The 22,503-nt window shown below is 72.7% G+C and carries 18 protein-coding genes and 4 tRNA genes; 5 read left to right on the top strand and 17 right to left on the bottom strand.

All coding sequences use genetic code 11. From position 1 onward, the window contains the following. The first annotated feature begins 174 nt into the window (after positions 1-174). On the top strand, positions 175-372 hold the full coding sequence (locus ASE27_RS11295) for a DUF2283 domain-containing protein (RefSeq protein WP_162259226.1): 198 nt from the start codon (positions 175-177) through the stop codon (positions 370-372). Between the two features lie 141 nt (positions 373-513). On the opposite strand, the gene ASE27_RS11290 is transcribed toward ASE27_RS11295, so the two are convergent. The 5 genes from ASE27_RS11290 to ASE27_RS11270 form a co-directional block, all read right to left on the bottom strand. Next, the gene (locus ASE27_RS11290) at positions 514-2,640 is read right to left on the bottom strand and encodes a 3-hydroxyacyl-CoA dehydrogenase NAD-binding domain-containing protein (protein ID WP_056650101.1); all 2,127 of its coding nucleotides are present in this window, start codon (positions 2,638-2,640) and stop codon (positions 514-516) included. Between the two features lie 3 nt (positions 2,641-2,643). Beyond that, entirely contained in the window at positions 2,644-3,900 is a 1,257-nt protein-coding gene (locus ASE27_RS11285; protein WP_056650098.1) for a thiolase family protein, read from the bottom strand. Positions 3,901-4,106: 206 nt separating this feature from the next. Next, positions 4,107-5,153: a peptidoglycan bridge formation glycyltransferase FemA/FemB family protein gene (locus ASE27_RS11280; RefSeq protein WP_056650094.1), complete on the bottom strand. Its 1,047-nt coding sequence runs from the start codon at positions 5,151-5,153 to the stop codon at positions 4,107-4,109. 127 nt (positions 5,154-5,280) lie between these two features. Further along, positions 5,281-6,663 carry a ribonuclease D gene (locus tag ASE27_RS11275; protein ID WP_082608847.1) on the bottom strand — a complete coding sequence of 461 codons (1,383 nt, stop codon included), beginning with the start codon at positions 6,661-6,663 and terminating at the stop codon, positions 5,281-5,283. Beyond that, positions 6,660-7,250: a DUF3000 domain-containing protein gene (locus ASE27_RS11270; protein ID WP_369800609.1), complete on the bottom strand. Its 591-nt coding sequence runs from the start codon at positions 7,248-7,250 to the stop codon at positions 6,660-6,662. The genes ASE27_RS11275 and ASE27_RS11270 overlap by 4 nt, the downstream gene beginning before the upstream one ends. Before the next feature lie 183 nt (positions 7,251-7,433). Here ASE27_RS11270 and gndA point away from each other — a divergent pair, with 183 nt between their 5' ends. After that, the gene (gene gndA, locus ASE27_RS11265; RefSeq protein ID WP_056650090.1) at positions 7,434-8,870 is read left to right on the top strand and encodes an NADP-dependent phosphogluconate dehydrogenase; all 1,437 of its coding nucleotides are present in this window, start codon (positions 7,434-7,436) and stop codon (positions 8,868-8,870) included. Further along, complete coding sequence (locus ASE27_RS11260) at positions 8,867-10,129, top strand: carboxylate--amine ligase (protein WP_056650087.1); 1,263 nt, start codon at positions 8,867-8,869, stop codon at positions 10,127-10,129. Before gndA ends, ASE27_RS11260 begins: the two co-directional genes overlap by 4 nt. A gap of 144 nt (positions 10,130-10,273) precedes the next feature. Here the strand turns inward: ASE27_RS11260 and ASE27_RS11255 are convergent, their stop codons facing one another. After that, positions 10,274-10,759: a hypothetical protein gene (locus tag ASE27_RS11255; RefSeq protein ID WP_056650084.1), complete on the bottom strand. Its 486-nt coding sequence runs from the start codon at positions 10,757-10,759 to the stop codon at positions 10,274-10,276. 22 nt (positions 10,760-10,781) lie between these two features. Further along, complete coding sequence (locus tag ASE27_RS11250) at positions 10,782-11,690, bottom strand: dihydrofolate reductase family protein (protein ID WP_082608846.1); 909 nt, start codon at positions 11,688-11,690, stop codon at positions 10,782-10,784. 126 nt (positions 11,691-11,816) lie between these two features. Between ASE27_RS11250 and zapE the strand changes: the two genes are divergently transcribed. Then, on the top strand, positions 11,817-12,902 hold the full coding sequence (gene zapE / locus ASE27_RS11245) for a cell division protein ZapE (protein ID WP_056651280.1): 1,086 nt from the start codon (positions 11,817-11,819) through the stop codon (positions 12,900-12,902). Here the strand turns inward: zapE and ASE27_RS11240 are convergent. Genes ASE27_RS11240 through ASE27_RS11225 form a run of 4 tightly spaced genes read right to left on the bottom strand, consistent with a single transcriptional unit; the run spans position 12,880 to position 19,768 of the window. Next, the gene (locus tag ASE27_RS11240) at positions 12,880-13,803 is read right to left on the bottom strand and encodes a polyphosphate kinase 2 family protein (protein ID WP_082608845.1); all 924 of its coding nucleotides are present in this window, start codon (positions 13,801-13,803) and stop codon (positions 12,880-12,882) included. The two genes, zapE and ASE27_RS11240, sit on opposite strands and share 23 nt — an antisense overlap. 14 nt (positions 13,804-13,817) lie before the next feature. After that, a complete protein-coding gene (locus ASE27_RS11235) occupies positions 13,818-15,569 on the bottom strand; it encodes a hypothetical protein (protein ID WP_056650080.1) in 1,752 nt (583 codons plus the stop codon). After that, complete coding sequence (gene glgX, locus ASE27_RS11230) at positions 15,566-17,845, bottom strand: glycogen debranching protein GlgX (protein WP_056650077.1); 2,280 nt, start codon at positions 17,843-17,845, stop codon at positions 15,566-15,568. Before glgX ends, ASE27_RS11235 begins: the two co-directional genes overlap by 4 nt. Before the next feature lie 54 nt (positions 17,846-17,899). Continuing rightward, the gene (locus ASE27_RS11225; RefSeq protein ID WP_082608844.1) at positions 17,900-19,768 is read right to left on the bottom strand and encodes a SulP family inorganic anion transporter; all 1,869 of its coding nucleotides are present in this window, start codon (positions 19,766-19,768) and stop codon (positions 17,900-17,902) included. 226 nt (positions 19,769-19,994) lie between these two features. Here ASE27_RS11225 and ASE27_RS11220 point away from each other — a divergent pair, with 226 nt between their 5' ends. Continuing rightward, positions 19,995-20,228 (top strand): hypothetical protein, encoded by a 234-nt coding sequence (locus ASE27_RS11220; protein ID WP_056650073.1) that lies wholly within the window; start codon positions 19,995-19,997, stop codon positions 20,226-20,228. 50 nt (positions 20,229-20,278) lie between these two features. On the opposite strand, the gene ASE27_RS11215 is transcribed toward ASE27_RS11220, so the two are convergent. The 6 genes from ASE27_RS11215 to ASE27_RS11190 form a co-directional block, all read right to left on the bottom strand. Continuing rightward, a complete protein-coding gene (locus ASE27_RS11215) occupies positions 20,279-20,566 on the bottom strand; it encodes a hypothetical protein (RefSeq protein ID WP_322788314.1) in 288 nt (95 codons plus the stop codon). A gap of 88 nt (positions 20,567-20,654) precedes the next feature. Further along, entirely contained in the window at positions 20,655-20,978 is a 324-nt protein-coding gene (locus ASE27_RS11210) for a DUF2277 domain-containing protein (protein WP_056650069.1), read from the bottom strand. Positions 20,979-21,149: 171 nt separating this feature from the next. After that, positions 21,150-21,229 (bottom strand) — tRNA-Val (locus ASE27_RS11205). Between the two features lie 46 nt (positions 21,230-21,275). Further along, positions 21,276-21,350, bottom strand: a tRNA-Val gene (locus ASE27_RS11200). 47 nt (positions 21,351-21,397) lie between these two features. Then, positions 21,398-21,468: transfer RNA gene (locus ASE27_RS11195), tRNA-Cys, on the bottom strand. Between the two features lie 36 nt (positions 21,469-21,504). Then, a tRNA-Gly gene (locus tag ASE27_RS11190) sits at positions 21,505-21,576 on the bottom strand. Positions 21,577-22,503 lie beyond the last annotated feature (927 nt).

Raw genomic sequence — 22,503 nt, 5'->3', positions numbered from 1 at the left:
GGTAGTCTCCGGTCGTCGCACGGTCTGCGAGCGGGGTCCGCTGCCGCCGGCCCGGACCGGTTCCGCGTGAACCCGAGAAGTCGGAGAAAGAGGTGCGAGTCATGAGCGACCGTCGTCCAGGGCAGCGGGAGGACCGTGAGCAGGGGGTGGGGTCCGGTGGCTGAGGACCGGGTCGTGATCAAGTTCGACGACGAGGTCGACGCGGCCTACATCACGCTCCAGCACGTCGGCGAGGGGCAGGCGGTCCGGCAGATCGTCGTCGACGACGGGCGCCTGAGCGGCGAGGTCGTCCTCGACCTCGACCGGGCGGGACGCCTGCTGGGCATCGAGCTGATCGGGTATCGCAGCCTCCTGGAGGGAAGGGACGCCTAGCGGTCCGAGCCGCGACGCGGCCGGCCCGCGCCGCACGAGTCGGCGCGGGAGGGTAGACGCCGAAAACCCGAGGGTGCTCGGTCGGCTCCGAGGAGCCGACCGACCACCCTCGGGTTTCGGCAGTCAGCGGCGAGCTGCGCGTCAGGCGACCTGCGCCGGGACGTTCGCGACGCCGTCGGGAAGGAGACGGCGGCCCAGGACCCTCTCCGTGTAGCCCGTGCGGTCCAGGTACGGCGTGATGCCGCCGTCGTGGAACGGCCAGCCCGCGCCCAGGATCATGCAGAGGTCGATCTGCTCGGGGCCCTGGACGACACCCTCGTCGAGCATGTGGCCGATCTCTGTGGTCAGGGCCACCAGGACGGCGTCGAGCACGCCTGCTTCGTCGAGCGCGCCCGGTCCGCCGGCCTCGCCCGTGCCGAAGTAGGCCTGGATCGCCGGGTCGACGCTCGCGGGGATGCCGCGCGCCGGAGCCGGCAGGACGACCTTGGTGCCCTCGGCCACGAGCTTCTCGAGCCCGGGGGAGGACGGGAAGCGGTCGCCCAGGTCCTCGCGCAGCGACGTCAGGACGTGCAGGCCCACGGCGGGGCCCACGAGGTCGAACAGCGCGAACGGACCCATGGGCAGGCCGAGCGGCCGCAGCGCACGGTCGGCGACCTCGACCGAGGTGCCGTTCTCGACGGCCTCCACGATCTTGCCCAGGAGCAGCACGAGCAGGCGGTTGACCACGAAGCCCGGACGGTCGGCGACGCCCACCGCGGTCTTGCGGAGGGCCTTGGAGACCGCGAACGCCGTGGCGAGGGCCTCGTCCGAGGTCTTCTCGGCCCGGACGACCTCGACGAGCGGCATCTGCGCGACGGGGTTGAAGAAGTGCAGCCCCACGACCCGCTCGGGGTGTGCCAGGTCTGCGGCCATCTCGGTCACGGACAGGGCCGAGGTGTTGGTCGCGAGGATCGTGTCGGGGCCGATGATGCCCTCGAGCTCGGCGAAGACCTTCTTCTTGAGCCCCAGGACCTCGGTCACCGCCTCGATCACGAAGTCGCAGCGCGAGAACTCGGTGATGTCCGTGGTCCCGTGGACCGAGGACCGGACCTTGGCCCCCGTGTCCTTGCTCATCCGGCCCGTCGTGACGAGCTTCTCGACCGTCGTGCGGACGTAGTCGAGCCCGTGCTGCACGCGCTCGGCGTCGAGGTCGCGCATCGTCACGGGCACGCCCAGACGCTGCGCGAACAGCAGCGCGAGCTGAGCCGCCATGAGCCCCGCGCCCACGATCCCGACCGAGGTGACCGGGCGGGCGAGCTTCGGGTCCGGGGCGCCCGCGGGGCGCTTGCCGTGCGAGACGAGCTGGAACGCGTAGACGCTCGCACGCATCTCGTCGGACATGATGAGGTCCGCCAGGGCCTCGTCCTCGGCCGCGAAGGCCTCGTCCTTGGTCGCGGTGCGTGCCGCGGCCAGCAGGTCGAGCGCCCGGTAGGGCGCGGGCCGCGACCCGTGCACGACGGCGTCGAGCTGTTTGCGCGCACCGGCGACGACCGCGTCCCACACCGGGGCCGGGTCGAGCTCGCGGCGCTCGACGACCGTGGTGCCGCGCACGACGTCGGCGGTCCAGCGGATCGAGGACTCGAGGAAGTCCGGCGCCTCGAACAGCGCGTCGGCCAGGCCGATCTCGAAGGCCTCCTTGGCCTTGAACGGCTTGTTGGCGCTCGGGCGCGTGAGGATGACGTCCATGGCCTTCTCGATGCCCACGAGGCGTGGCACGAGGTAGGCGCCGCCCCAGCCCGGGACCAGGCCGAGGCCGACCTCGGGGAGCGCGAGCGCGGGGGCGTCGGTCGCGACCGTGCGGTAGTCGCAGTTGAGCGCGACCTCGAGGCCGCCGCCCAGGGCCAGGCCGTTGACGTAGGCGAACGTCGGGACGCCCATCTCTCCGAGCAGGCGGTAGGCGGCGTGGCCGCTGCGGCCCAGCTCGAGGGCCTCGTCGCGCGTGCGGACGCCTGCGACCTGCGTGAGGTCGGCGCCCGCGGCGAGGAAGTAGGGCTTGCCCGTCACGGCGACGGCCGCGATCTCCCCGCGCGCCGCGCGCGCCTGGAGCGCGGTCAGCGCTGCCGTGAGCTCGGCGATGCCCTCGGGCCCGAGCGTCGTGGGCTTGGTGTGGTCCAGGCCGTTGTCGAGCGTCAGGAGCGCGAGCGTGCCCGCGCCGCCCGGCAGCTCGACGTCGCGGACGAGGGAGTGGGTCACGCGCTCGGCACGGGGCGTGGTGGTCTGGGTGCTCATGGGTCAGTTCTCCCCGTCGGTCGTCGTGTGGCCGGAGTAGTCGGCGTGGTGCGGGTTCTCCCAGACGACCGTGCCGCCCATGCCCAGGCCCACGCACATCGTGGTCAGGCCGTAGCGGACCTCGGGGTGCTGCTCGAACTGGCGCGCCAGCTGGGTCATGAGGCGCACGCCCGACGCCGCGAGGGGGTGACCCACCGCGATCGCGCCGCCGTACTGGTTGACGCGCGCGTCGTCGTCGGGCATGCCGAAGTGGTCGAGGAACGCCAGGACCTGGACGGCGAAGGCCTCGTTGATCTCGAACAGGCCGATGTCCTCGATGCTCAGGCCGGCCTGGGCCAGGGCCTTCTCGGTCGAGGGGATGGGCCCGATGCCCATGACCTCGGGGTCCACGCCCACGTACGCGAACGACACGAGACGCATGCGGGCCGGCAGGCCGAGCTCGGCCGCGACGTCGCCCGCCGCGAGGAGCGAGACCGCCGCGCCGTCGGTCAGCGGGGACGCGTTGCCCGCGGTGACCTTGCCGCCGGGACGGAACGGCGTCTTGAGGTGCGCGATGTCCTCGACCGTGGTGCCCGGGCGGGGCAGCTCGTCGGCCGTGGCCAGGCCCCAGCCCTGCTGCGGGTCGCGCAGCGCGATCGGGACGAGGTCCGGCGTCACGTCGCCGTTGGCGAGCGCCTTGGCGTACTTGGCCTGGCTCGCGACGCCGTACGCGTCCGCGCGCTCCTTGGTCAGGTGCGGGAAGCGGTCGTGCAGGTTCTCGGCGGTCGCACCCATGACCAGGGCCGTCGAGTCGACGAGCTTCTCGGCGACGAAGCGCGGGTTGGGGTCTGCGCCCTCGCCCATGGGGTGGTGGCCCATGTGCTCGAGGCCGCCCGCGAGCGTCACGTCCTGGGCGCCGATCGCGATGGCCGACGCGGTCGTGGTGACCGCGGTCATGGCGCCCGCGCACATGCGGTCGATCGCGAAGCCCGGGACGGACTTCGGCAGGCCGGCCAGCACGGCCACGCTCCGGCCGAGCGTCAGGCCCTGGTCGCCCGTCTGGGTCGTCGCGGCCAGCGCCACCTCGTCGATGCGCTCGACCGGGAGCTCGGGGCGGCGACGCAGCAGCTCGCGCACGGCCTTCACGGCGAGGTCGTCGGCACGGGTGTTGGCGTAGATGCCGTCGGGACGGGCCTTGCCGAACGGCGTACGCACCCCCTCGACGAAGACGACGTCGCGGACGGTCCGGCGCGAGCCCGAACCCTTGCTGGCCACAGTCATGGCATCTCCTGATCTGGACGGCGGTGTCCCTGAGCGTCACCGCTCAGCGTTGGTACAGGCTACCCACGGTACCGGGAAAATGCACGAAAGCGTGAGACCGAGTATCTGCAACGGCCGACGGACCCGCTCAACCAGAGGGGTCGAGGCGGGTCCGTCGGGGAACTCAGGGGCGATCTGGGCGATACGCAGTCTCGCTCGTGGAGAGGTCAGTGGCCTCCGCGGAGCTTGCGCACGACCCTCTTGGCGGTCGGCAGGCCCTTGTTCCAGGCGGTGTACCACATCGAGAACGGCACGTCGATGCTCCCGATCAGCTCGTTCTCGTGGCTCGCGAAGCCGCGCTTGAACGTCGAGATCCCGTCGTTGAGCAGACCGTTGACGTCGTAGCGCAGCACGCCGCGCTCACGCATCGCGTTGATCGCGTACCACTTGAGTCCGTAGTTCGCGCGCAGCCGCTGGCCCTCCTCGTCCATGCCGCCGTACAGCTCGAACGACGTGCGCGCCGAGGCCGCGAACCACACGAACGAGACCGGCCGGTCGTGCGGGCCGCCCTCGCGCGAGCGGGCGAAGGCCGCGAAGACGGGCGAGTGCTCGCCGAGCTGGTCGAACACGAGCTCGTAGTAGGAGTCCTCGTGCAGGCCGAACCCGGCCCGCTCGGCGGTCTGGCGGTACAGGCGCAGGCACGCCGAGAGCTCGGCGCGCGTGGTGACCGGGCGGAACTCGAGGTCCTCGCGCTCCGACTTGCGGATGTACTGGCGGGTCTTCTTGGCCATGTCGGCCATGAGCTCGTCGGGCGTCTTGCGCAGGTCCAGGATCAGGGTCGTCGGGTAGAGCACGGGGTTGACCGCGGGGGCCGCGCCGTCGAGCTCGAGCGAGGTCCCCGCGTCCCAGTCCGGCTCGAGCGTGATGCCCACGCCACCGACGTTCTCGCGGCACCAGCCCACCACGGCCTCCGTGACGCCCGACCGGGTCGCGGGGTAGCCCGTGCCGTCGGGCATGACGACCGGACCACGGGGCACGTAGCTCAGCGCCTTGAACTGCGCGGGCAGCGAACGGACCAGGACCTGCGCGAGGCCCAGGACCGTGCCGTCCGAGCCCGCGACCTGCAGGCGGCGAGGCGTCCAGGCCCCGGCCCCCTTGACCTCGCCCCACCCCCAGAGCTGGAGCGGGTGGCCACCCATCGCGAGCACCTGCTCGTCCCAGGCGGCGCGGTCGGTGATCGTCGTGACGGTCAAGGAGGAGGACTCGGGCAGCATGCCCCCGACCTTACCGGCGAGGGGAAGTCCCGGACGACGGCGTCCCCACCGTCTGCCCCGACCGGCGTCCAGGACATCGGCCGAGGTGGGCGGCGGGCGCAGGCGTCGGCGAGCCGTGCGCCGGGACCTACGAGGCGCTCTCCGGGGACGGGGCAGGGCGTGCGACCGAGGCCGGGTCGGCGAGAGCGCGGGCCAGGGGCTCGGCCACGAGGTCGAGCTGCCACTCGCGCGCGCCGCGACCGCGCAGGAACTGCGCGACGTGCTCGGTGTCGAGCGGTGAGGGAGGCGTCCAGCACACGCGGCGCAGGGCGTCGGGCTGCAGGAGGTTCTCGATCGGCACCGAGAGCTCGTCGGACAGCGCCTGGACCACGACGCGCGCAGCGTCGAGGCGCTGGGCCGCGGCGGGGTCGCGGTCGGCCCATGCGCGCGGCGGCGGCGGGGCGTCGCTGCGCGGCCCGCGGGCGCTGGGCAGCGCTTCCTGGGGCAGGGCCAGCGCCTGGTCGATCGCGTGCTGCCAGGCCGCGGCCCGGCGGGCCGTGTTGCGGCCCGAGAACGCCGGCAGCTTGACCAGCTCGGGCACCGAGCGGGGCATGGCCTGGGCCGCGGCGACGATCGCACGGTCGGGCAGGACCCGTCCCGGAGCGATGTCCCGGCGGCGGGCGTTCTCGTCACGCGCCTCCCACAGGCTGCGCACGACCGCGAGGCTGCGCGGGTTGCGCAGCGCGTGCACGCCCGACGTGCGACGCCAGGGCTCCTCGCGCGGCGGGGGCGGGGGGGCGGTGCGCACGGCCTCGAACTCCTGGGCGGCCCACTCGGCCTTGCCCTGCTCCTCGAGCCGCTCGCCGAGGATCTTGCGCAGCGGGATGAGGACCTCGACGTCGAGCGCGGCGTACCGCAACCAGTCCTCGGGCAGGGGGCGCGTCGACCAGTCGGCCGCGGAGTGCTCCTTGGCGAGCCCGAGGCCCAGGACCTCGGCGATCACGGCGGCCAGCCCGACGCGCTCCATGCCCAGGAGGCGTGCCGCGAGCTCGGTGTCGAAGATCCGGGCGGGGTACAGGTTCTGCTCGGCGAACCCGGGCAGGTCCTGGGACGCGGCGTGCAGGATCCACTCGGCGTCGCCCACGGCCTCGCGCAGCGGCGAGAGGTCGGGGATCGCGATGGGGTCGATGAGCGCGGTGCCCGCACCCTCGCGGCGCACCTGCACCAGATAGGTGCGCTGGCCGTACCGGTAGCCCGACGCGCGCTCGGCGTCCGCGGCGACAGGGCCGGACGCTGCGGCGTAGGCCGCGACGACCTCGGCGAAGGCCTCGGGCGTGTCGATCACGGGACCGACGCCGTCGGCCGGCTCGGTCAGCGGGGTCACGGCGGGGACCGGAGCGCCGGGGTCTGCGCCGTCGGGCGTCGACGAGGGGGCTGCGTCGCGCGCTGTGCCGACGTCGACGGCGTCGCCGGAGGGGCCGCGGTCGGCGGTCCGGCGTGAGGAGAAGGAAGGTGTGTGGGCCGAGCTCATGGACCCACGGTATTGCGTCGGGGCCGCAACGACGTCACGCCGTCCGGCAACGGGGGCAGCCCGGCGGCCGTGCACAGGAGCGTGGACCACGCCTCGAGGTGGGCCCCGAGGTCGGTCGACGTGGGCGTCCAGGACGCCCGGATCTCGAGGTCGACGTCGTTGGCCTGGCCCGCCAGCGCGCCGAAGCTCTCCGAGAGCACGCGGGTCACGGTGCCGCCCTCGGCCACCGCGTCGGCGTGCGAGTGCGCGAGCGCGTCGTCGAGCCAGGTCCAGGCGACCTCGGCCAGGAGCGGGTCGGTGGCCATCTCGGGCTCGAGCGTCGCGCGCACGAGCGTCACGACGCGGAACGTGCCGTGCCAGGCCTCCTGGCCCGCGGGGTCGTGCAGCAGGATGAAGCGTCCGCTCGCGAGGTCCTCGCCCGAGCCGTCCTGACCGGTCACCTCGCCCGTGAGGGCGAGCGCGAACGGGGCGATCCTGCCGGGCGCGGGCACCTCCTGGAGGCGGACCTCGGGGCGTAGCCTCCGGCGCCCCACGGACTCCAGGGCGCGGAGGAAGTCGGGTGGTGCCGCGGCTTCTCCGGACTTGATCACACGCTGCACAGTACGAGCAGATGTCCACATCGTGGAGGTTAGGCGCGCGGAGGAGATCGAATCGTGATCGCCGGACTAGGCTGTCGGGAGTGTCCGCCGACGCCCGTCGTCGGCATGTCCCGCCGGCGCCCGGCACTCCTGCTCGCCGGAGCCAGCACCTACCCCCGAGGAGCACAGCAGATGACAGCCCGCGCACAGATCGGCGTCACCGGACTCGCGGTCATGGGCCGCAACCTGGCCCGCAACTTCGCTCGTCACGGCTACACGGTCGCGGTGCACAACCGCTCCTTCGCCAAGACCCAGTCGCTCGTCGCCGACCACGGCGACGACGGCGACTTCGTCCCGTCCGAGTCGATGGCCGACTTCGTCGCCTCGCTCGAGCGTCCCCGCAAGGTCGTCATCATGGTCAAGGCCGGCGGCCCGACGGACGCCGTCATCGCCGAGCTGGTCCCGCTCCTCGAGCAGGGCGACATCATCATCGACGCCGGCAACGCGCACTTCCCCGACACGCGCCGCCGCGAGGCCGAGCTCAAGGAGAAGGGCCTGCACTTCGTGGGCACCGGTGTCTCCGGTGGCGAGGAGGGCGCGCTCAACGGCCCCAGCATCATGCCCGGTGGCGCCCCGGAGTCGTACGAGACCCTCGGCCCCATCCTCGAGGACATCTCGGCCAAGGTCGACGGCGTGCCCTGCTGCACCTACGTCGGTCCCGACGGCGCGGGCCACTTCGTGAAGATGGTCCACAACGGCATCGAGTACGCCGACATGCAGCTCATCGCCGAGGCGTACGACCTGCTCAAGCAGGGCCTCGGAGCCTCGGCCCAGGAGATCGGCCAGATCTTCGCCGAGTGGAACAAGGGCGACCTCGAGTCGTTCCTCATCGAGATCACGGCCGACGTGCTCCAGCACGTCGACGCCGAGACCGGCAAGGCGTTCGTCGACATCATCCTCGACCGTGCCGAGCAGAAGGGCACGGGCCGCTGGACGGTCCAGAACGCGCTCGACCTGGGCGTCCCGATCACGGGCATCGCCGAGGCCACGTTCGCGCGTGCGCTGTCCGGCTCGGTGCCCCAGCGCTCGGCCGCGGTCGGCGTGCTGCCGGCCGACGCGGGCCAGTGGGAGATCACGGACCGTGACGCGTTCATCGAGGACGTGCGCCGTGCGCTGTACTCGTCGAAGGTCGTCGCCTACTCGCAGGGCTTCGACCAGATCGCCGCGGCCTCCGAGGAGTTCGGCTGGGGTATCGACCGCGGCGCCATGGCGCGCATCTGGCGTGGGGGCTGCATCATCCGCGCCCGCTTCCTCAACCGCATCACCGAGGCCTACGAGCGCGACGAGAACCTCGCGCTGCTCCTGGCCGACCCGTACTTCACGCAGACCGTCGGCGAGGGCGTGTCCTCGTGGCGTCGCGTGGTGTCCCAAGCCGCGCTCAACGGCGTGCCCACGCCCGCGTTCTCGTCCTCGCTCGCGTACTACGACGGGGTGCGCGCCGAGCGCCTGCCCGCGGCCCTCATCCAGGCCCAGCGCGACTTCTTCGGCGCCCACACCTACCACCGCGTCGACAAGGAGGGCGTGTTCCACACCGAGTGGTCCGGCGACCGCAGCGAGTCCAACGCATGACGGGGACTTCTCTCCCCGATCTCCTGCCTGTCGGCGTCGGTGGTGACATCGGCGTCTATGCGATGGTCCGCGCGTTCCACGAGCAGTACGGGACCGACGCCCTCGTGATCTCGAGCGTCGCCACGCGCGCCATGGCCGACTCGTCGTTCGTCACGAACGTCGTGACGCCCGGCATCGACGACCCCGAGGTCCTCGTCGCCGCGCTCGAGCGCGTCGCCGCCCAGCACCCGGGCAAGACGCTCGTGCTGCTCACGAACGCCGACTGGTTCGTCCGGTCGATCGTCGAGAACCGCGCGCGGCTCGAGGACAAGTACGTCATGTCCTACTGCACGCTCGAGGTCCTCGAGCAGGTCTCGAGCAAGGAGGGCTTCGCGGAGGTCTGCGACCGGCTCGGCATCCCCACGCCGCGCACGGTCGCGGTCAGCGTGCCCCAGCTCGTCGCGGACGGCGGGCTCGCGGCGATCCCCGCGCTGCGCGTCGACCTCGAGTTCCCGGTCGTCGCCAAGCCGTCCTCGAGCGCGGACTACCACTACGTCTCGTTCCCGGGCAAGCGCAAGATCCACCACGTCGACTCGCGCGCCGAGCTCGACGAGCTGCTCGGGCACCTCGTGACCGCGGGGTACCCCGGGACGTTCCTCGTCCAGGAGTTCATCCCGGGCGACGAGACGCAGATGCGCTCGCTCACGGCCTACCGGGACACGCGGGGCGTGATCACCCTGCTCGCCACGGGCCGGGTGCTCCTCGAGGAGCACACCCCGGGCACGCTGGGCATCCCCGCGGCGATCCTCACGGAGCCGTACGAGGACGCCATGGAGGCCGCGAGCCGGTTCCTCGACAACGTCGGGTACACCGGGTTCGCCAACTTCGACTACAAGCTGGACCCCCGCACGGGTCGGCACGTGTACTTCGAGGTGAACCCGCGCATCGGTCGCAACAACTACTACGTGACCGCGGCCGGGGCCAACATCGCTCGCGCGCTCGTCGAGGACCGGGTCCTCGGCAGGTCGATCGAGCCTCTGCTGGCCACGAAGGAGGTCCTGTACTCGGTGGTGCCGTTCCGGCTCCTGCTCAAGTACATCCTGGACCCCTCGCTGCGGATCCGGCTGCAGGCGGTCAAGGACCGCGGCGACGCGGTGAACCCCCTGAAGTACTCGCGGGACGGGGGGCTCAAGAGGCGACTGGTCGTCGAGGCGATGACCCAGAACTTCTACCGCAAGTACAAGAAGCACTACCCGGAACCGACCACGACGGGCTACTGAGACCGTCGGTGCCGACCGCACCGACCCTCTCCGTACCCTGACGAGCGGGCCGGACAGCACGAGGGGCCGTCACCACCTGGTGGTGACGGCCCCTCGTCGTCGTGCTCGCCGCGTCTTCCGGTGCGGCTGCGGCGTGCGGGAAGGTCAGCCCAGCTCGCTGGTGCCCGAGTACAGGTGCAGCACGGGCACGTGCAGCTCCTCGCGGGCACGCGACGCCCAGTCCTGGTGGAACGTGTCCTCGACCGCGTGCGGGTAGGTCACGATCGCGATCTCGCGGACGTCGCCCGCGGCGACCGCAGCGCGCAGCGCGGGCAGCGGGTCGTCCTCGGTCACGGCGCCCTCGGCCTCGCGGCCCGCGGCCCGGAGCTCTGCGACGCTCGCGTCGAGCTGCTCCTGCGCGGTGGCCGTGGCCTGGGCGCGCGACGGCTCCTTGCCGAGCACCTCGTCCCACGCCTCCTTGAGCTCTCCCACGCTGAGGTGGTCGATGATCGCGGAGACGACGTTGCGCTCGGTGTCGGCGGGCACCAGGACCCGGTAGGCGAGGGTCTCGTCGGGGTGGAGGGACAGGATGTGCTCCACGTCCACGGCGGCGAGGGTGTCTTCGGTCAGGACGAGGATGGTGTCGGTCACAGGCCCAGAGTAGTCAACGTTCTCAGCGCAGCGCCCATCGGGCGGCCAGCGTCCCGCCCGCGTGCAGCAGGTGCTCGAGCCGAGGACGGACCGGATCGGCGCTCGCGGGCATCTCGCCACCCGCCGTGGGACCGGTGGCAGCACCCGGGACGAGGGGCGGCAGGCCGGCCACGATCCGGCCCGGCCCCGGGCCCACGAGCACCGGGGTCGTGGTCACGCACAGCTCGTCGAGCAGGTCGGCGGCGAGCAGGTCCGCGAGCAGGTGCGGACCGCCCTCGCACAGCACCCGGGTCAGCCCCTGTTCCGTCAGCGCGGCGAGACCGGCCCGCAGGTCGGGTCCGGGCGTGGGGGAGGGGAGGTCCTGGGGGGTGCGGGGCGCACCCGCGTGCGTGTCGTCGTCGGGCCCGACGACGAGGATGCGGTCCGCCGGCACGCTCGCCCGGGCGATGCCCGCCCCGTGCTCGTCCGTGATGACGAACGGCGGGCGCGCGCCCCCGGCCAGCGACGCGGGCAGGTGGCCGCTGCGCGTGACGACCGCGAGCTCGAGCGGCCCGCGCCCCGCGCGCAGGTGCTCGAGCCCGCGCGGGACGTCGAGCGCGGTGTAGCCCTCGGCCCGTGCCGTACCCGCCCCCACGAGCACGACGTCCGCGAGGGCCCGCAGCACCCGGAAGACGCGCCAGTCGGCCGCGTCGTTGATGGTTCCCGAGCGGTGGTCCGGACCCCAGGCGCCGCCGTCGACGCTCGAGACCATGTTCGCGCGCACGTGCAGGCCCGGCGGGGACGCGTAGAACGCCGCGAGCTCCTCCTCGCGGGGCGTGACCTCGAGCCGGGTCCCGGCGAGGTGCCCCGCGCCGCCCGGCCCGATCAGCACGTCCAGCGCAGGGAGGGACGGGGCAGGGGGTGATGGGGTGACGTCCGACACAGCGCTCATCCCGCCAGGCTAGTGCGCGTAGGCTGGATCCTCGTGACTGCTGCCCCTCCCGATCTCGCCGGGACCCCGTCGAACTCGTCGAACCCGCCCCGTACCGCCGCCTCGCCCGCACCGGGCACGGCGAGCCTGCCGGGCGCGGGCGCCGAGGGCACGGTGCGCGCGCGGGCGCTCGCGGACATCCGGCCCGTCGTGCCGCCCACGCGGCTGCTCGCGGACCTCGTTCCCCCGCGCCACTTCGCCGAAGCGCGCTTCGCGACGTACCGCGCGAACCCGGCCTACCCGAGCCAGGCATCGACGGTCGCCCGTCTCGAGGAGGTCGGTGCGCAGCTCGCCCCGGGCGCGTCCGGCAGGGGCGTGCGTGGCCTGTTCGCCAAGCGCAAGGCCGTGCCGGCGATCTACATGGACGGCGGGTTCGGTGTCGGCAAGACCCACCTGCTGACCTCGCTCGCGCACGCGGTGGGCCCCGACGCGGCCTACGGGACGTTCGTCGAGTACACCAACCTCGTGGGGGCCCTGGGCTTCCAGGCCACGGTCGACGCGCTCGCGACCAAGCGGCTGGTCTGCATCGACGAGTTCGAGCTCGACGACCCGGGCGACACCGTCCTCATGTCCCGGCTCCTGCGCGAGCTCGCGGACCGGGGCGTCGCGCTCGCCGCGACGTCCAACACGCTGCCCGGCTCGCTGGGCGAGGGGCGCTTCGCGGCCGAGGACTTCCTGCGCGAGATCCAGGCCATGGCGGCTCGGTTCGAGGTCATGCGGGTCGACGGCGAGGACTACCGCCACCGCGCGGTCGTGACCGAGACGCAGCCCCTGCCCGCGGAGGTCGCCGCGCAGGTCGCGGCGAGCCACCCGGGCGCGACGCTCGACTCGCTCGACGACGTGCTCGACCACCTCCGGCACGTGCACCCCAGCAAGTACGGCGCGATGCTCGACGACGTCACGCTCGTCGCGCTCACGGGGGTCCACCCCGTGACCGAGCAGTCGGCCGCGCTGCGGCTCGTGGTCCTCGTCGACCGCCTCTACGACCGCGACGTGCCGGTCCTGCTCGCGGGCGGCCCCGGCGAAGGAGCAGGGAGCGGCGGCGCGGAGGCCGCGATGTTCACCGAGGAGATGCTGCGCGGCGGCTACCGCAAGAAGTACCTCCGGGCACTGTCCCGGCTGGGCTCGCTCGCCGAGGACGGACGCGCCCTCACGCGGACTCCAGCCGCCTGAGCTCGGTCGCGACGTCGAAGTCGGCGGGCGGCCACTCCAGGTCCAGGCGTCGCAGCGCGTCGAGCACGAGCTCGGAGACCGCGAGCCGTGAGAACCACTTGGAGTCGGCCGGCACGACGTGCCACGGGGCGATCTCGGTGTTCGTCCGGTCGATCACGGCCTGGTACGCCTCCTGGTACGCGGGCCACTTCTTGCGTGCGTCGATGTCGCCCGGGTTGTACTTCCAGTGCTTCTCGGGGCGCTCCAGCCGGTCGCGCAGCCGAGCCTTCTGCTCGTCGAGGGATACGAAGAGGGCGACCTTGACGATCGTCGTGCCGCCCGCGACGAGCTCCTGCTCGAACGCGTTGATCTCCTCGTAGCGCGCCTCCCAGACGTCCGGCGGGACCAGCTCGTCGACACGGGCCACCAGGACGTCCTCGTAGTGCGAGCGGTCGAAGACCCCGAGGTACCCGGGGTCCGGCAGCGCGCGGCGGATGCGCCACAGGTAGTCGTGCTCGCGCTCCTCCGCGGTGGGGACCCCGAACGACGTGTGCTGGACGCCCTGTGGGTCCACCAGGCCGATCACGTGCCGCACGATCCCGCCCTTGCCCGACGTGTCCATGCCCTGCAGGACGAGCAGGACGGACCGGCTGCCGCCGCTGCGGCCCTCGGCGAACAGGCGTTCCTGGAGGTCGGAGAGCTCGTCGGCGTGCGCGTCGAGCAACCGCTCGGCCTGCTTGCGCCCCTGGGACCACCCGGGGGTCGAGGCGCGGTCGAACGACGCGAGGTCGAACCCGCGCGGTGCGCGCAGCGACTCGACGGGCGGCACGTCCCAGCCGGCGACCTTCTTGGCGCCGGACCGGGCCGTGGTGTCCTCGGGCGCTGATGCGGGGCCGGCCGAGCCGGACGAGTGCTTTCCCATGCGGGTGAGGCTAGTCACCTCGAGGTCAGGACGACAGCCGAACGACCCGCGACACGCACGGACGACTCGTCGACGGGGGCCGGCGCGAGGGGCTCGAGATCATGGCGCGCGCTCGCGGGGTCGGGCCGGGAGCGGGCGGCGGTGCCGGCAGTGCCGCGGGTGTCGGCGGTGCCGGGACGGTCGGCTGGGTCCACCGCGCCGGGAGGGCCGGCAGCGTCTGCAGGCTCGCTCGGTGACGACCACCGGGCGGCCACGCTCCAGGCGCGACGGGACGAGGGGAGCAGCGCGGTCCGCGGGTGCGGCCCCACGTTGACGACCGTGACGACGTTCCCGCGCTGGACGAGCACGACGCCTCCCGGACCCCGGCGCACGATGAGGACCGCGTCGTCCCGCACGGCGCGGCGCAGGCGCAGGAGCGTGCTGGTCCAGGCGCGCAGGCGGTAGGTCGCGGGCTCCTCGAGGCGGGGGACGAACGCCGAGGCGAGGAGCAGCGCGGTCACGATCGCCTGCCCGTCCTCGTCGACGCGTTCCGTGGACTCGAGGCCGAGCATGATCTGCGCGGCGTCCGGCATGGTCAGGATCCTGCTCAGGGCGTTGAACCACGTGGCGTCACCCTCGCGGGCGCCCGCGACCAGCGCGTGGAACGACCGCTCGAGGCCCCGGACCCACAGGGTGCCCAGTCCCCGGCCCCCCTGCTCGGCCGGGACGAGCAGCCGGGGCTCCGCGGTCTCGCACTCGCCCACGAGCCGGACGGGGCGCCCGTGCGCGAGCGACGCGGCGTCCGCCGTCCGCGCGACCTCGACCAGGAGGTGCACGGGCGAGGCGTCGGCGAGGTCCTGGACCCTGGCGATGCGCAGCGCGTCGACGTGGAAGTCGTCGAACCACCGTTCGGCGCTGTCGACGACCCAGTCGTGGACCTCCCTGCTGCCGGCCCGGTCGAGGTTGATCCGGCGCCCCGAGGGCAGGTCTGCCGGCACCTCGGCGGCCGGCTCGTCCCGCAGGGGGAGCGAGGGCAGGGGAGAGCCGGGCGTGCGCCGCCGGGTCCGCAGCGGCGCCAGGTAGGGGGCGTAGGCCTCGAGGAAGGCCGCCCCGGGGGCGGCGCGGTGGTAGGCGACCCCGAGCGAGACGCCGATCCCGTGCGCGTGGGCCGCGTCGACGAACCGCTGGAGCGCGCGCGGGCCGCCGATCTCCTCGCACACCGTGTAGAGATGGGGGCACAGCACGCCCGCGACCGACCCGATCGTCCGCAGCTCGACGACCGCGACGCCCAGCGCCGACAACGCGTCGAGTCGCGCGGCGGCTGCATCGAGCGTGCCCTCGGGGGTGAACGTCGTGACGTCGACGTCGAGGACCGCGCCCCGCGCGTCGGGCCCCTGCCACGCCTCGTCGGACCAGTCGAACGCCGGGTCGAACGAGCGGCTCCAGCCGAGCAGGCCGTGCGGCTGGCGGGGGCTGCGCGGGTCGGGCAGCGGCGGGCCGCCGTCGATCGAGAACCCGTAGTCGGTGCCCGGCGCGAGCTCGTCGTCGGCTCCCCACCAGTTGGGCACGTGCATCCCGATCAGGCGCAGGGGTCGGCGCTCGGGCTCTGCGGCGGGCCCGGGAGCGGCGTCGGTCCCTGCGCCGTCCTCGTCGTGCGGTGCCCTGCGGGGCAGGACGACCTCGATCGTGCGGGCGCGCGGGGCCCAGACGACGGGACGCGGCCCGGGGACGGGGATCATGGGGGCGTCGTCGGGCGGCTTGGCGGTGTTGCGGTAGCGCGAGGTCATCCGGCGTGCGCCTCTCCCTGGGCTCGCACGAGCAGGACCGTGGCGAACGACGAGACCGTGAGGTGGTCGCCCGCGCGGTACGTCAGGGGCTCCGGCTCGGCCCCGTCCGCCGTGCTCACGAGCGTGCGCCACGACGCACCGTAGGTGGCGACGGGCAGCGTGAAGTCGAGCGCGCGGTCCGAGGCGTTGAGCAGCAGCAGGAACGAGTCGTCGACGATGGGCTCCCCGCGCCGGTCCCGCTCGGGCAGGTCGTCCCCGCCCAGGAACACCATGACGGACTGCGCGTACCCCTGGTTCCAGTCGGTCGAGTCCATGCGGCTGCCCGAGAGGTCGAACCAGTCGATGTCCGGGATCTCGCCGTCGGGTGTGCCCGCAGGGCCCTGGAAGAAGCGACGCCGGTGCAGCAGCGGGTGCGCGCGCCGGATCTCGACCATGCGGCGGGCGAAGTCCAGGAGGCTGCTGCGCTCCTCGTCGAGCCCGTCCGCGCCGCCCCAGTCCATCCACGTGATCTCGTTGTCCTGGCAGTACCCGTTGTTGTTGCCGCGCTGGGTGCGGCCGATCTCGTCGCCGTGGGAGAGCATGGGGACGCCCTGGGAGAGCAGGAGCGTCGCGAGGAAGTTGCGGCGCTGACGCGCCCGCAGCGCGCGGACCTCGGGGTCGTCGGTGGGGCCCTCGACGCCGCAGTTCCACGAGCGGTTGTGGTTCTCGCCGTCGGCCCCGCCCTCGCCGTTGGCCTCGTTGTGCTTCTCGTCGTACGACACCAGGTCCGTCAGCGTGAAGCCGTCGTGGGCCGTGACGAAGTTGATCGACGCGATGGGCTTGCGGCCCGAGTGCTCGTACAGGTCCGAGGAGCCCGTCAGGCGGCTCGCGAACTCGGGCAGCATGGCGGGCTCCCCGCGCCAGAAGTCGCGCACGGTGTCGCGGTAGCGGCCGTTCCACTCGGTCCACAGGGGAGGGAACCCGCCGACCTGGTAGCCGCCGTCGCCCAGGTCCCAGGGCTCGGCGATGAGCTTGACCTGGGACACGACCGGGTCCTGCTGGACGATGTCGAAGAACGCCGAGAGCCGGTCCACCTCGTGGAACTGGCGCGCGAGCGTCGCGGCGAGGTCGAAGCGGAACCCGTCGACGTGCATCTCGGTGACCCAGTACCGCAACGAGTCCATGATGAGCTGGAGCACGTGGGGCGAGCGCATGAGCAGCGAGTTGCCCGTGCCCGTCGTGTCGAAGTAGTGGGCCTCGTCGCCGTCGACGAGCCGGTAGTACGCGGCGTTGTCGATCCCGCGGAACGACAGCGTGGGACCCAGGTGGTTGCCCTCTGCCGTGTGGTTGTAGACCACGTCGAGGATCACCTCGATGTCGGCCTCGTGGAGCGCCTTGACCATGGCCTTGAACTCCATGACCTGCTGCCCGCGCGTGCCGTACGCGGTGTAGCCGTTGTGGGGAGCGAAGAAGCCGATGGTGTTGTAGCCCCAGTAGTTCGACAGCCCCTTGGCGACAAGGCTCGGGTCGTTGACGAACTGGTGCACCGGCATGAGCTCGACGGCCGTGACGCCCAGGGCGCGCAGGTGCTCGACGACGGCCGGGTGGGCCATGCCCGCGTACGTCCCGCGCAGCTCGTCGGGCACGTCGGGGTGGAGCATGGTCATGCCCCGCACGTGGGCCTCGTAGATGACCGAGTCGTGGTAGTCGTGCTGGGGCGGGCGGTCGTGGCCCCAGTCGAAGAAGGGGTTGACGACGACCGAGAGCATGGTGTGCCCGAGCGAGTCCTCGGTGTTGCTCGGCGAGGGCGGGGCCGGGGGCTCCCCGGAGGACTCGTGCGGCTCGTCGTCGGTGCCGTCGGGCGAGCTGCCCTCGGACCCGCCGGCGACCGCCCCGAGGGCGCCGCCCGTCGCGGCCTGCACGGCCGGCGTCTCGCCGAACCGGTAGGAGAACAGGGACTCGTCGCCGTCGACCTGCCCGTCGATCGCCTTGGCGTACGGGTCGACCAGGAGCTTCGCAGGGTTGCACCGGTGGCCTGCGGCCGGGTCGTACGGGCCGTGCACCCGGTAGCCGTAGCGCACGCCCGGGCCCAGGCCCGGCAGGTAGACGTGCCACACGTGGGCGTCGACGTCCTCGAGCAGGACGCGCGTCTCGCGGGGGCGACCCTCCTCGTCGAGGTCGTCGCCGATCAGGCACAGCTCGACCTTCTCGGCGACCTCCGAGAAGAGGGCGAAGTTCGTCCCCGTCCCGTCGAACGTCGCGCCCAACGGATACGGTCGGCCCGGCCAGGTCTGCATGGGTCGACCCTTTCATCCCGGGCGCCCGTTGTCGCCCACGGCACGCCCCGACGTTCAGGAAGGGGCGCTCGCGGAGGGGGTGCCAGGGCCGTCCGGAGGCACGTCGGCGCCCGACGACGTCGCGCGCCCCGGGGTCGTCGTCTCCGGTGGGTGGGGTGCGCGCCCCGCGACCTCCACCGCGTCGATCGTGCTCACGACCCTGCCCTGGGCCTCGAGTTCCCGGAACCAGTCCGAGGCGCGCAGCCGCGGCTCGAGCGCCGGCGCGACCCCGGTGAGGAACAGTCGGCAGCCGTTCTCGGCCAGCTCGTCGTCGAGGTCCTCGAGCTCGTCGACGACCGTCGAGGACACCCAGTCCATGGCGCTCACCTCGAGCACGACGGTCCGGGCGCTCGCGGCCCGGACGAGCTGTGCCGTGCGCTCGACCGTGGGACGCACGTTGGCCGTGTAGAGCATGCCGCGGAGCCGGAGCACGAGGAGGCTGCTGTCCGAGAGCGGGCTCGTGTCCGTGGGGCCGGGGTCGCTCGTGGGATCCGTGGTGCCGGCGGCGTGCGAGATGCCGCCCGCCGTCGGGGCGTCGTGCTGCAGCGGCTCGTCCGGCGAGGGCTCCCACCCTCCCGGGCCGTGCCGCAGGACCTCGACCTGGGGGCGGTCGAGGTCGCGCAGCACGATGAAGAGCGTCATGAGCACGCCCGCGGCCACTCCCGCGAGGAGCCCGGAGAGGAGCCCGACGAGAGTGGTCGCGACCGCGATCCACAGCTCGGACATGTCGAAGCGGGTCAGGGCCCGGAACTCTCGCACGTCCACGAGCCCGAGCGTGGCCACGAGAACGACCGCACCGAGCGTCGCCTCGGGCATGTGGTCGAGCACGGGGGCGAGGAAGATGGCGACGAGGACCGCGAGCAGCGCGGTCACGACGCTCACGACCTGGCTCCGCGCCCCGGCGCGCTGGGCGACCGCGGACTGGGAGAAGCCGCCCGCGGCAGGGATGACGGCCGTGAACCCGCCGACGAGGCTCGCCGCCCCGACGGCGAGCAGCTCCTGGTCGGGGTCGATGCGCGGGTCCTTGCGGTTGCGGACCTCGCGGGCGACCGCGACGGACTCGAGGAAGGCCATGATGGCGATGGCAGCGGCCGCGGGCAGCAGGTGGGGCACGTCGCCGAGCCGGGGGAGGACGATCGTGGGCAGGCCGGCAGGGATCGGGGAGACGAGGCTCACGCCGCGGTCGGTGATGCCGCCGAACGTCGCGGCGAGGATGCCACCCGTCACGACGATCAAGGGGGCGGGGAGCCGGGGCCAGACCCTGCTGACGAGGACGAGGGCCGCGAGCGAGACGACCGAGAGGAGCACGGTCGTCCCGTTGACGTCCGAGAACGCACGGAAGGCTGCGCGGAGCTCGGGGACGAACCCGTGCCCGTGGAGCGTCTCGCGCGCCCCGAGGAGCTTGGGGACCTGCCCGACCGCGACGGTCAGCCCGACGCTCGCCTTGATGCCCGTGAGCGTCGCGTGGCTGATGTTCTGCACGAGCGAGCCCAGCCGCAGGACGCGCGCGACGAGCAGCATGACCCCGACCAGGACCGTGAGGGTCGCGAGCGCCCGGATCCGCGCCTCGGAGTCACCACCGCCGCTGACGGTCGAGAGGCCGACGAGGGACGTCGCGACGAGGGTCGCGATGGTCGAGGTGGTCGACATGCTCAGCGCGCGCGATCCGCCCAGGGCCGCGTAGACGACCATCGGGAGCATGCACGTGTAGAGCCCGTACTGGACGGGCAGGTCGGCGATCGTCGCGTACGCCATGGCCTGGGGGACCACGACGGCGCCGGCCGTGAGGCCGGCGAGCACGTCGGTGCGCAGCGACGCGATGCGGTACCCGTGCAGGGTGGGGAAGAGGCCCCGGAGGGCCCGGGGAGGAGCCGGGGCAGCCATGGCCCGAGTATCGCCCGGGGGGAGCGTGAGCGCGCCTCGGGGCCCGACGGCGGAGCTGCGTCGCTCAGTTCCCATGCATAAATAGTGTGCCAAGCGCGGATCTCGTCCGGATCGCTCGAAGCTTGCGACTCACCGACCAGCCTTGACGGGTGATCTCGCCGCCGCAGCCCTGTCCTGGTCGGCGCGGAGCCGTGCGTGGGGCCGTGGGACCTGCTAGACCAGGGGTATGAGCAGCACGAGCGAGGACCGCGCCCTTGACGCGGTCGACCTGAACGAGAGCGACGTCTCGTCCGCACGCATCTCCCCGCGTTCCCGGCTGACCCTGGAACAGGAGGCAGAGGCCGACGTCCGCGAGGGCGGGGACGCCTCCAAGGCTCCGCAGTCGCTCGCCGACGAGGAGCGGCGGGCCACCGACGGGATGTCGAGCGGGCGGTCGTGGGACGACCCGGACGAGCTCTGACGGGATACTGACGGCACGTCGGACCGTGAGTCGGTCGTGCCGGTCGACTGCTAGCCGAGCGTCGGCAGCCGGTCCTGGTCCACGGCGACGAGTCGCGGCATGCCGGCAGGCGCGACCTTGCTCAGCGCGACGTAGCGAGCCTCGGCCCGGTGCAGCCGGATGTGCTCGTCGAGCGACCAGTCCGGCCCGTTGGTGAGCTGCATGCCGCACGAGCAGTCGATCGTCACCCGGCCGTCGGCGACCCGTCGGACATGGCCGATCGTGACGTGCGAGGTGCGGGCCTCGGCCTTGGCGCGGCGCATCGAGGCGCTGACGGGTTCGTTGGCGGGGGAGTCCACCCGACGAGCCTAGACGCTCGCGCGGGACGTGAGGTGAACGAGGGCGTCGCGCACGAGGTTCCCTGGGCCGGTGCGCCGTGGACCGGCCTCAGTGCTCGTGGACGAGGCCCAGCTCGTGCGCTCGTTCGTGCGCGGCCTCGGCGGCCTCGCGTGCAGCGATCCTGGCCCGGACCTCGGCCCGGCGCAGCGGGGGGACCGTGCTCGGTGGCTGACGGCGCTCGGGCAGCTCGGCGAGCAGCCGTGTGACGGTCGCGGCGATCTCGGCGACGGCCGTGTCGATGGGCCCACGGGTCGCTGCGCTGACGCTCTGGACCCCGGCGACCTTGCGGACGAACTGCAAGGCCGCCGCCTGGATCTCCTCGTCGGTGGCGGGCGGTTCGAGCCCCCGCAGGGCGGTGATGTTGCGGCACATGCTCCCGACGCTACGTGCGACCCGCCACCGCGACAAGGGACGGGTCGAGTCGCACGCGATCCCTCGAACAGCTCGGCGTGAGTCGAGAAGTACTCGTCATCGTGCTCGGCGAGCTCCGGGGCCCGAGGGGGGTATGACAAAAGGCCGTCCCGGGTGGGACGGCCTTCGTGGTGGTGGGCGATACTGGGATCGAACCAGTGACCTCTTCCGTGTCAGGGAAGCGCGCTNGGGGGCGGCGCTGTGCCCGCCTCGCAGGGGTATGACAAAAGGCCGTCCCGGGTGGGACGGCCTTCGTGGTGGTGGGCGATACTGGGATCGAACCAGTGACCTCTTCCGTGTCAGGGAAGCGCGCTACCGCTGCGCCAATCGCCCAGGGCTGTTCTGCGAGAGAACAGCACAAGGGATACTGCCTTGCTGAGAGGTGGAGATGGGATTCGAACCCACGTGCACGGCTTTGCAGGCCGCTGCCTCGCCTCTCGGCCACTCCACCAGGGACTCGAACCCGACAAGTCCGAAGACTTATCCGAGCGGACGACGGGATTCGAACCCGCGACCCTCACCTTGGCAAGGTGATGCTCTACCACTGAGCCACGTCCGCACTGCCGAACCTCGCCCGGATCTCTCCGGCGTTTTTCGGCGCGTCACAGACTCACCACCGAGCGCAGGTACCCGTCCTCCTGGCGGACCGTGAGCTCGCGGTCCCGGACGAGGAACCATCGTCGTACCCCGCGAACACGGCCAACCACGCGGGCGTCATACGAGCCCCTCCCCGAGCCACTCGGCGAACCGCTCGGGCGTGAGCGCGGCGACGTGCATGCCGCTCTCGGCCAGACGACGNGACCCTCACCTTGGCAAGGTGATGCTCTACCACTGAGCCACGTCCGCACTGCCGAACCTCGCCCGGATCTCTCCGGCGTTTTTCGGCGCGTCACAGACTCTAGCCGAAAGATGGGGCAAGAGTCCAAATCGCCCCAGGTCAGTGCGTTGCGCGGCCGGGGCGGGGGTCGTGGGACGTGGCGAGAGCGAGGGGGCCGACCTGAGGGCCCCGGGCGGTCGCGTGTCGGGCGTCGCGTGGCCAGCGAGCGAGCGGGCGTACTCGGTTTCGCCAGGGTCGGCGTGATCTCGGGGGCTCCCGATGTCCGTGCCCGCGTCGTGGGGCTGCTGCTCGAGCTGGGTCGAGCGCGTGTCGACGAGGGCAAGGGGCGCGAGCCCGTGGATGGATCGAAGGTCACCGATCGGAACGGCGAAGGCCCCGAGAACCCGACGTCGGAAGGGGCCGTGGTCACGCGGCCGCCCGTGGCGCCGCTGGTGCGGCGGCCTGCTCGTGCGGTCCCTGTGCTGGTGGCGTGTCGTGCTGGCCCGCATCGGGCGCGCGTGGTCGGGCCCGTGGGACGTGGGGTGGGGGCGGCGCTGTGCCCGCCTCGCAGGGGTATGACAAAAGGCCGTCCCGGGTGGGACGGCCTTCGTGGTGGTGGGCGATACTGGGATCGAACCAGTGACCTCTTCCGTGTCAGGGAAGCGCGCT

Origin of the sequence: Oerskovia sp. Root918 (assembly GCF_001428945.1) — a bacterium.
Taxonomy (GTDB): domain Bacteria; phylum Actinomycetota; class Actinomycetes; order Actinomycetales; family Cellulomonadaceae; genus Oerskovia; species Oerskovia enterophila.
The sequence above is the reverse complement of the archived record's forward strand: the minus strand, read 5'-3'. Positions and strand labels throughout refer to the sequence as shown.

Bases quoted from the DNA above. Each gene is read 5' to 3' on its own strand.
- ASE27_RS11225 (WP_082608844.1), bottom strand. From the start codon at position 19,768: ATGGCTGCCCCGGCTCCTCCCCGGGCCCTCCGGGGCCTCTTCCCCACC.
- ASE27_RS11275 (WP_082608847.1), bottom strand. From the start codon at position 6,663: ATGAGCTCGGCCCACACACCTTCCTTCTCCTCACGCCGGACCGCCGAC.
- gndA (WP_056650090.1), top strand. From the start codon at position 7,434: ATGACAGCCCGCGCACAGATCGGCGTCACCGGACTCGCGGTCATGGGC.
- ASE27_RS11285 (WP_056650098.1), bottom strand. From the start codon at position 3,900: ATGACTGTGGCCAGCAAGGGTTCGGGCTCGCGCCGGACCGTCCGCGAC.
- ASE27_RS11240 (WP_082608845.1), bottom strand. From the start codon at position 13,803: ATGGGAAAGCACTCGTCCGGCTCGGCCGGCCCCGCATCAGCGCCCGAG.
- glgX (WP_056650077.1), bottom strand. From the start codon at position 17,845: ATGCAGACCTGGCCGGGCCGACCGTATCCGTTGGGCGCGACGTTCGAC.
- ASE27_RS11290 (WP_056650101.1), bottom strand. From the start codon at position 2,640: ATGAGCACCCAGACCACCACGCCCCGTGCCGAGCGCGTGACCCACTCC.
- ASE27_RS11280 (WP_056650094.1), bottom strand. From the start codon at position 5,153: ATGCTGCCCGAGTCCTCCTCCTTGACCGTCACGACGATCACCGACCGC.
- ASE27_RS11220 (WP_056650073.1), top strand. From the start codon at position 19,995: ATGAGCAGCACGAGCGAGGACCGCGCCCTTGACGCGGTCGACCTGAAC.
- ASE27_RS11260 (WP_056650087.1), top strand. From the start codon at position 8,867: ATGACGGGGACTTCTCTCCCCGATCTCCTGCCTGTCGGCGTCGGTGGT.
- ASE27_RS11210 (WP_056650069.1), bottom strand. From the start codon at position 20,978: ATGTGCCGCAACATCACCGCCCTGCGGGGGCTCGAACCGCCCGCCACC.
- ASE27_RS11250 (WP_082608846.1), bottom strand. From the start codon at position 11,690: ATGAGCGCTGTGTCGGACGTCACCCCATCACCCCCTGCCCCGTCCCTC.
- ASE27_RS11235 (WP_056650080.1), bottom strand. From the start codon at position 15,569: ATGACCTCGCGCTACCGCAACACCGCCAAGCCGCCCGACGACGCCCCC.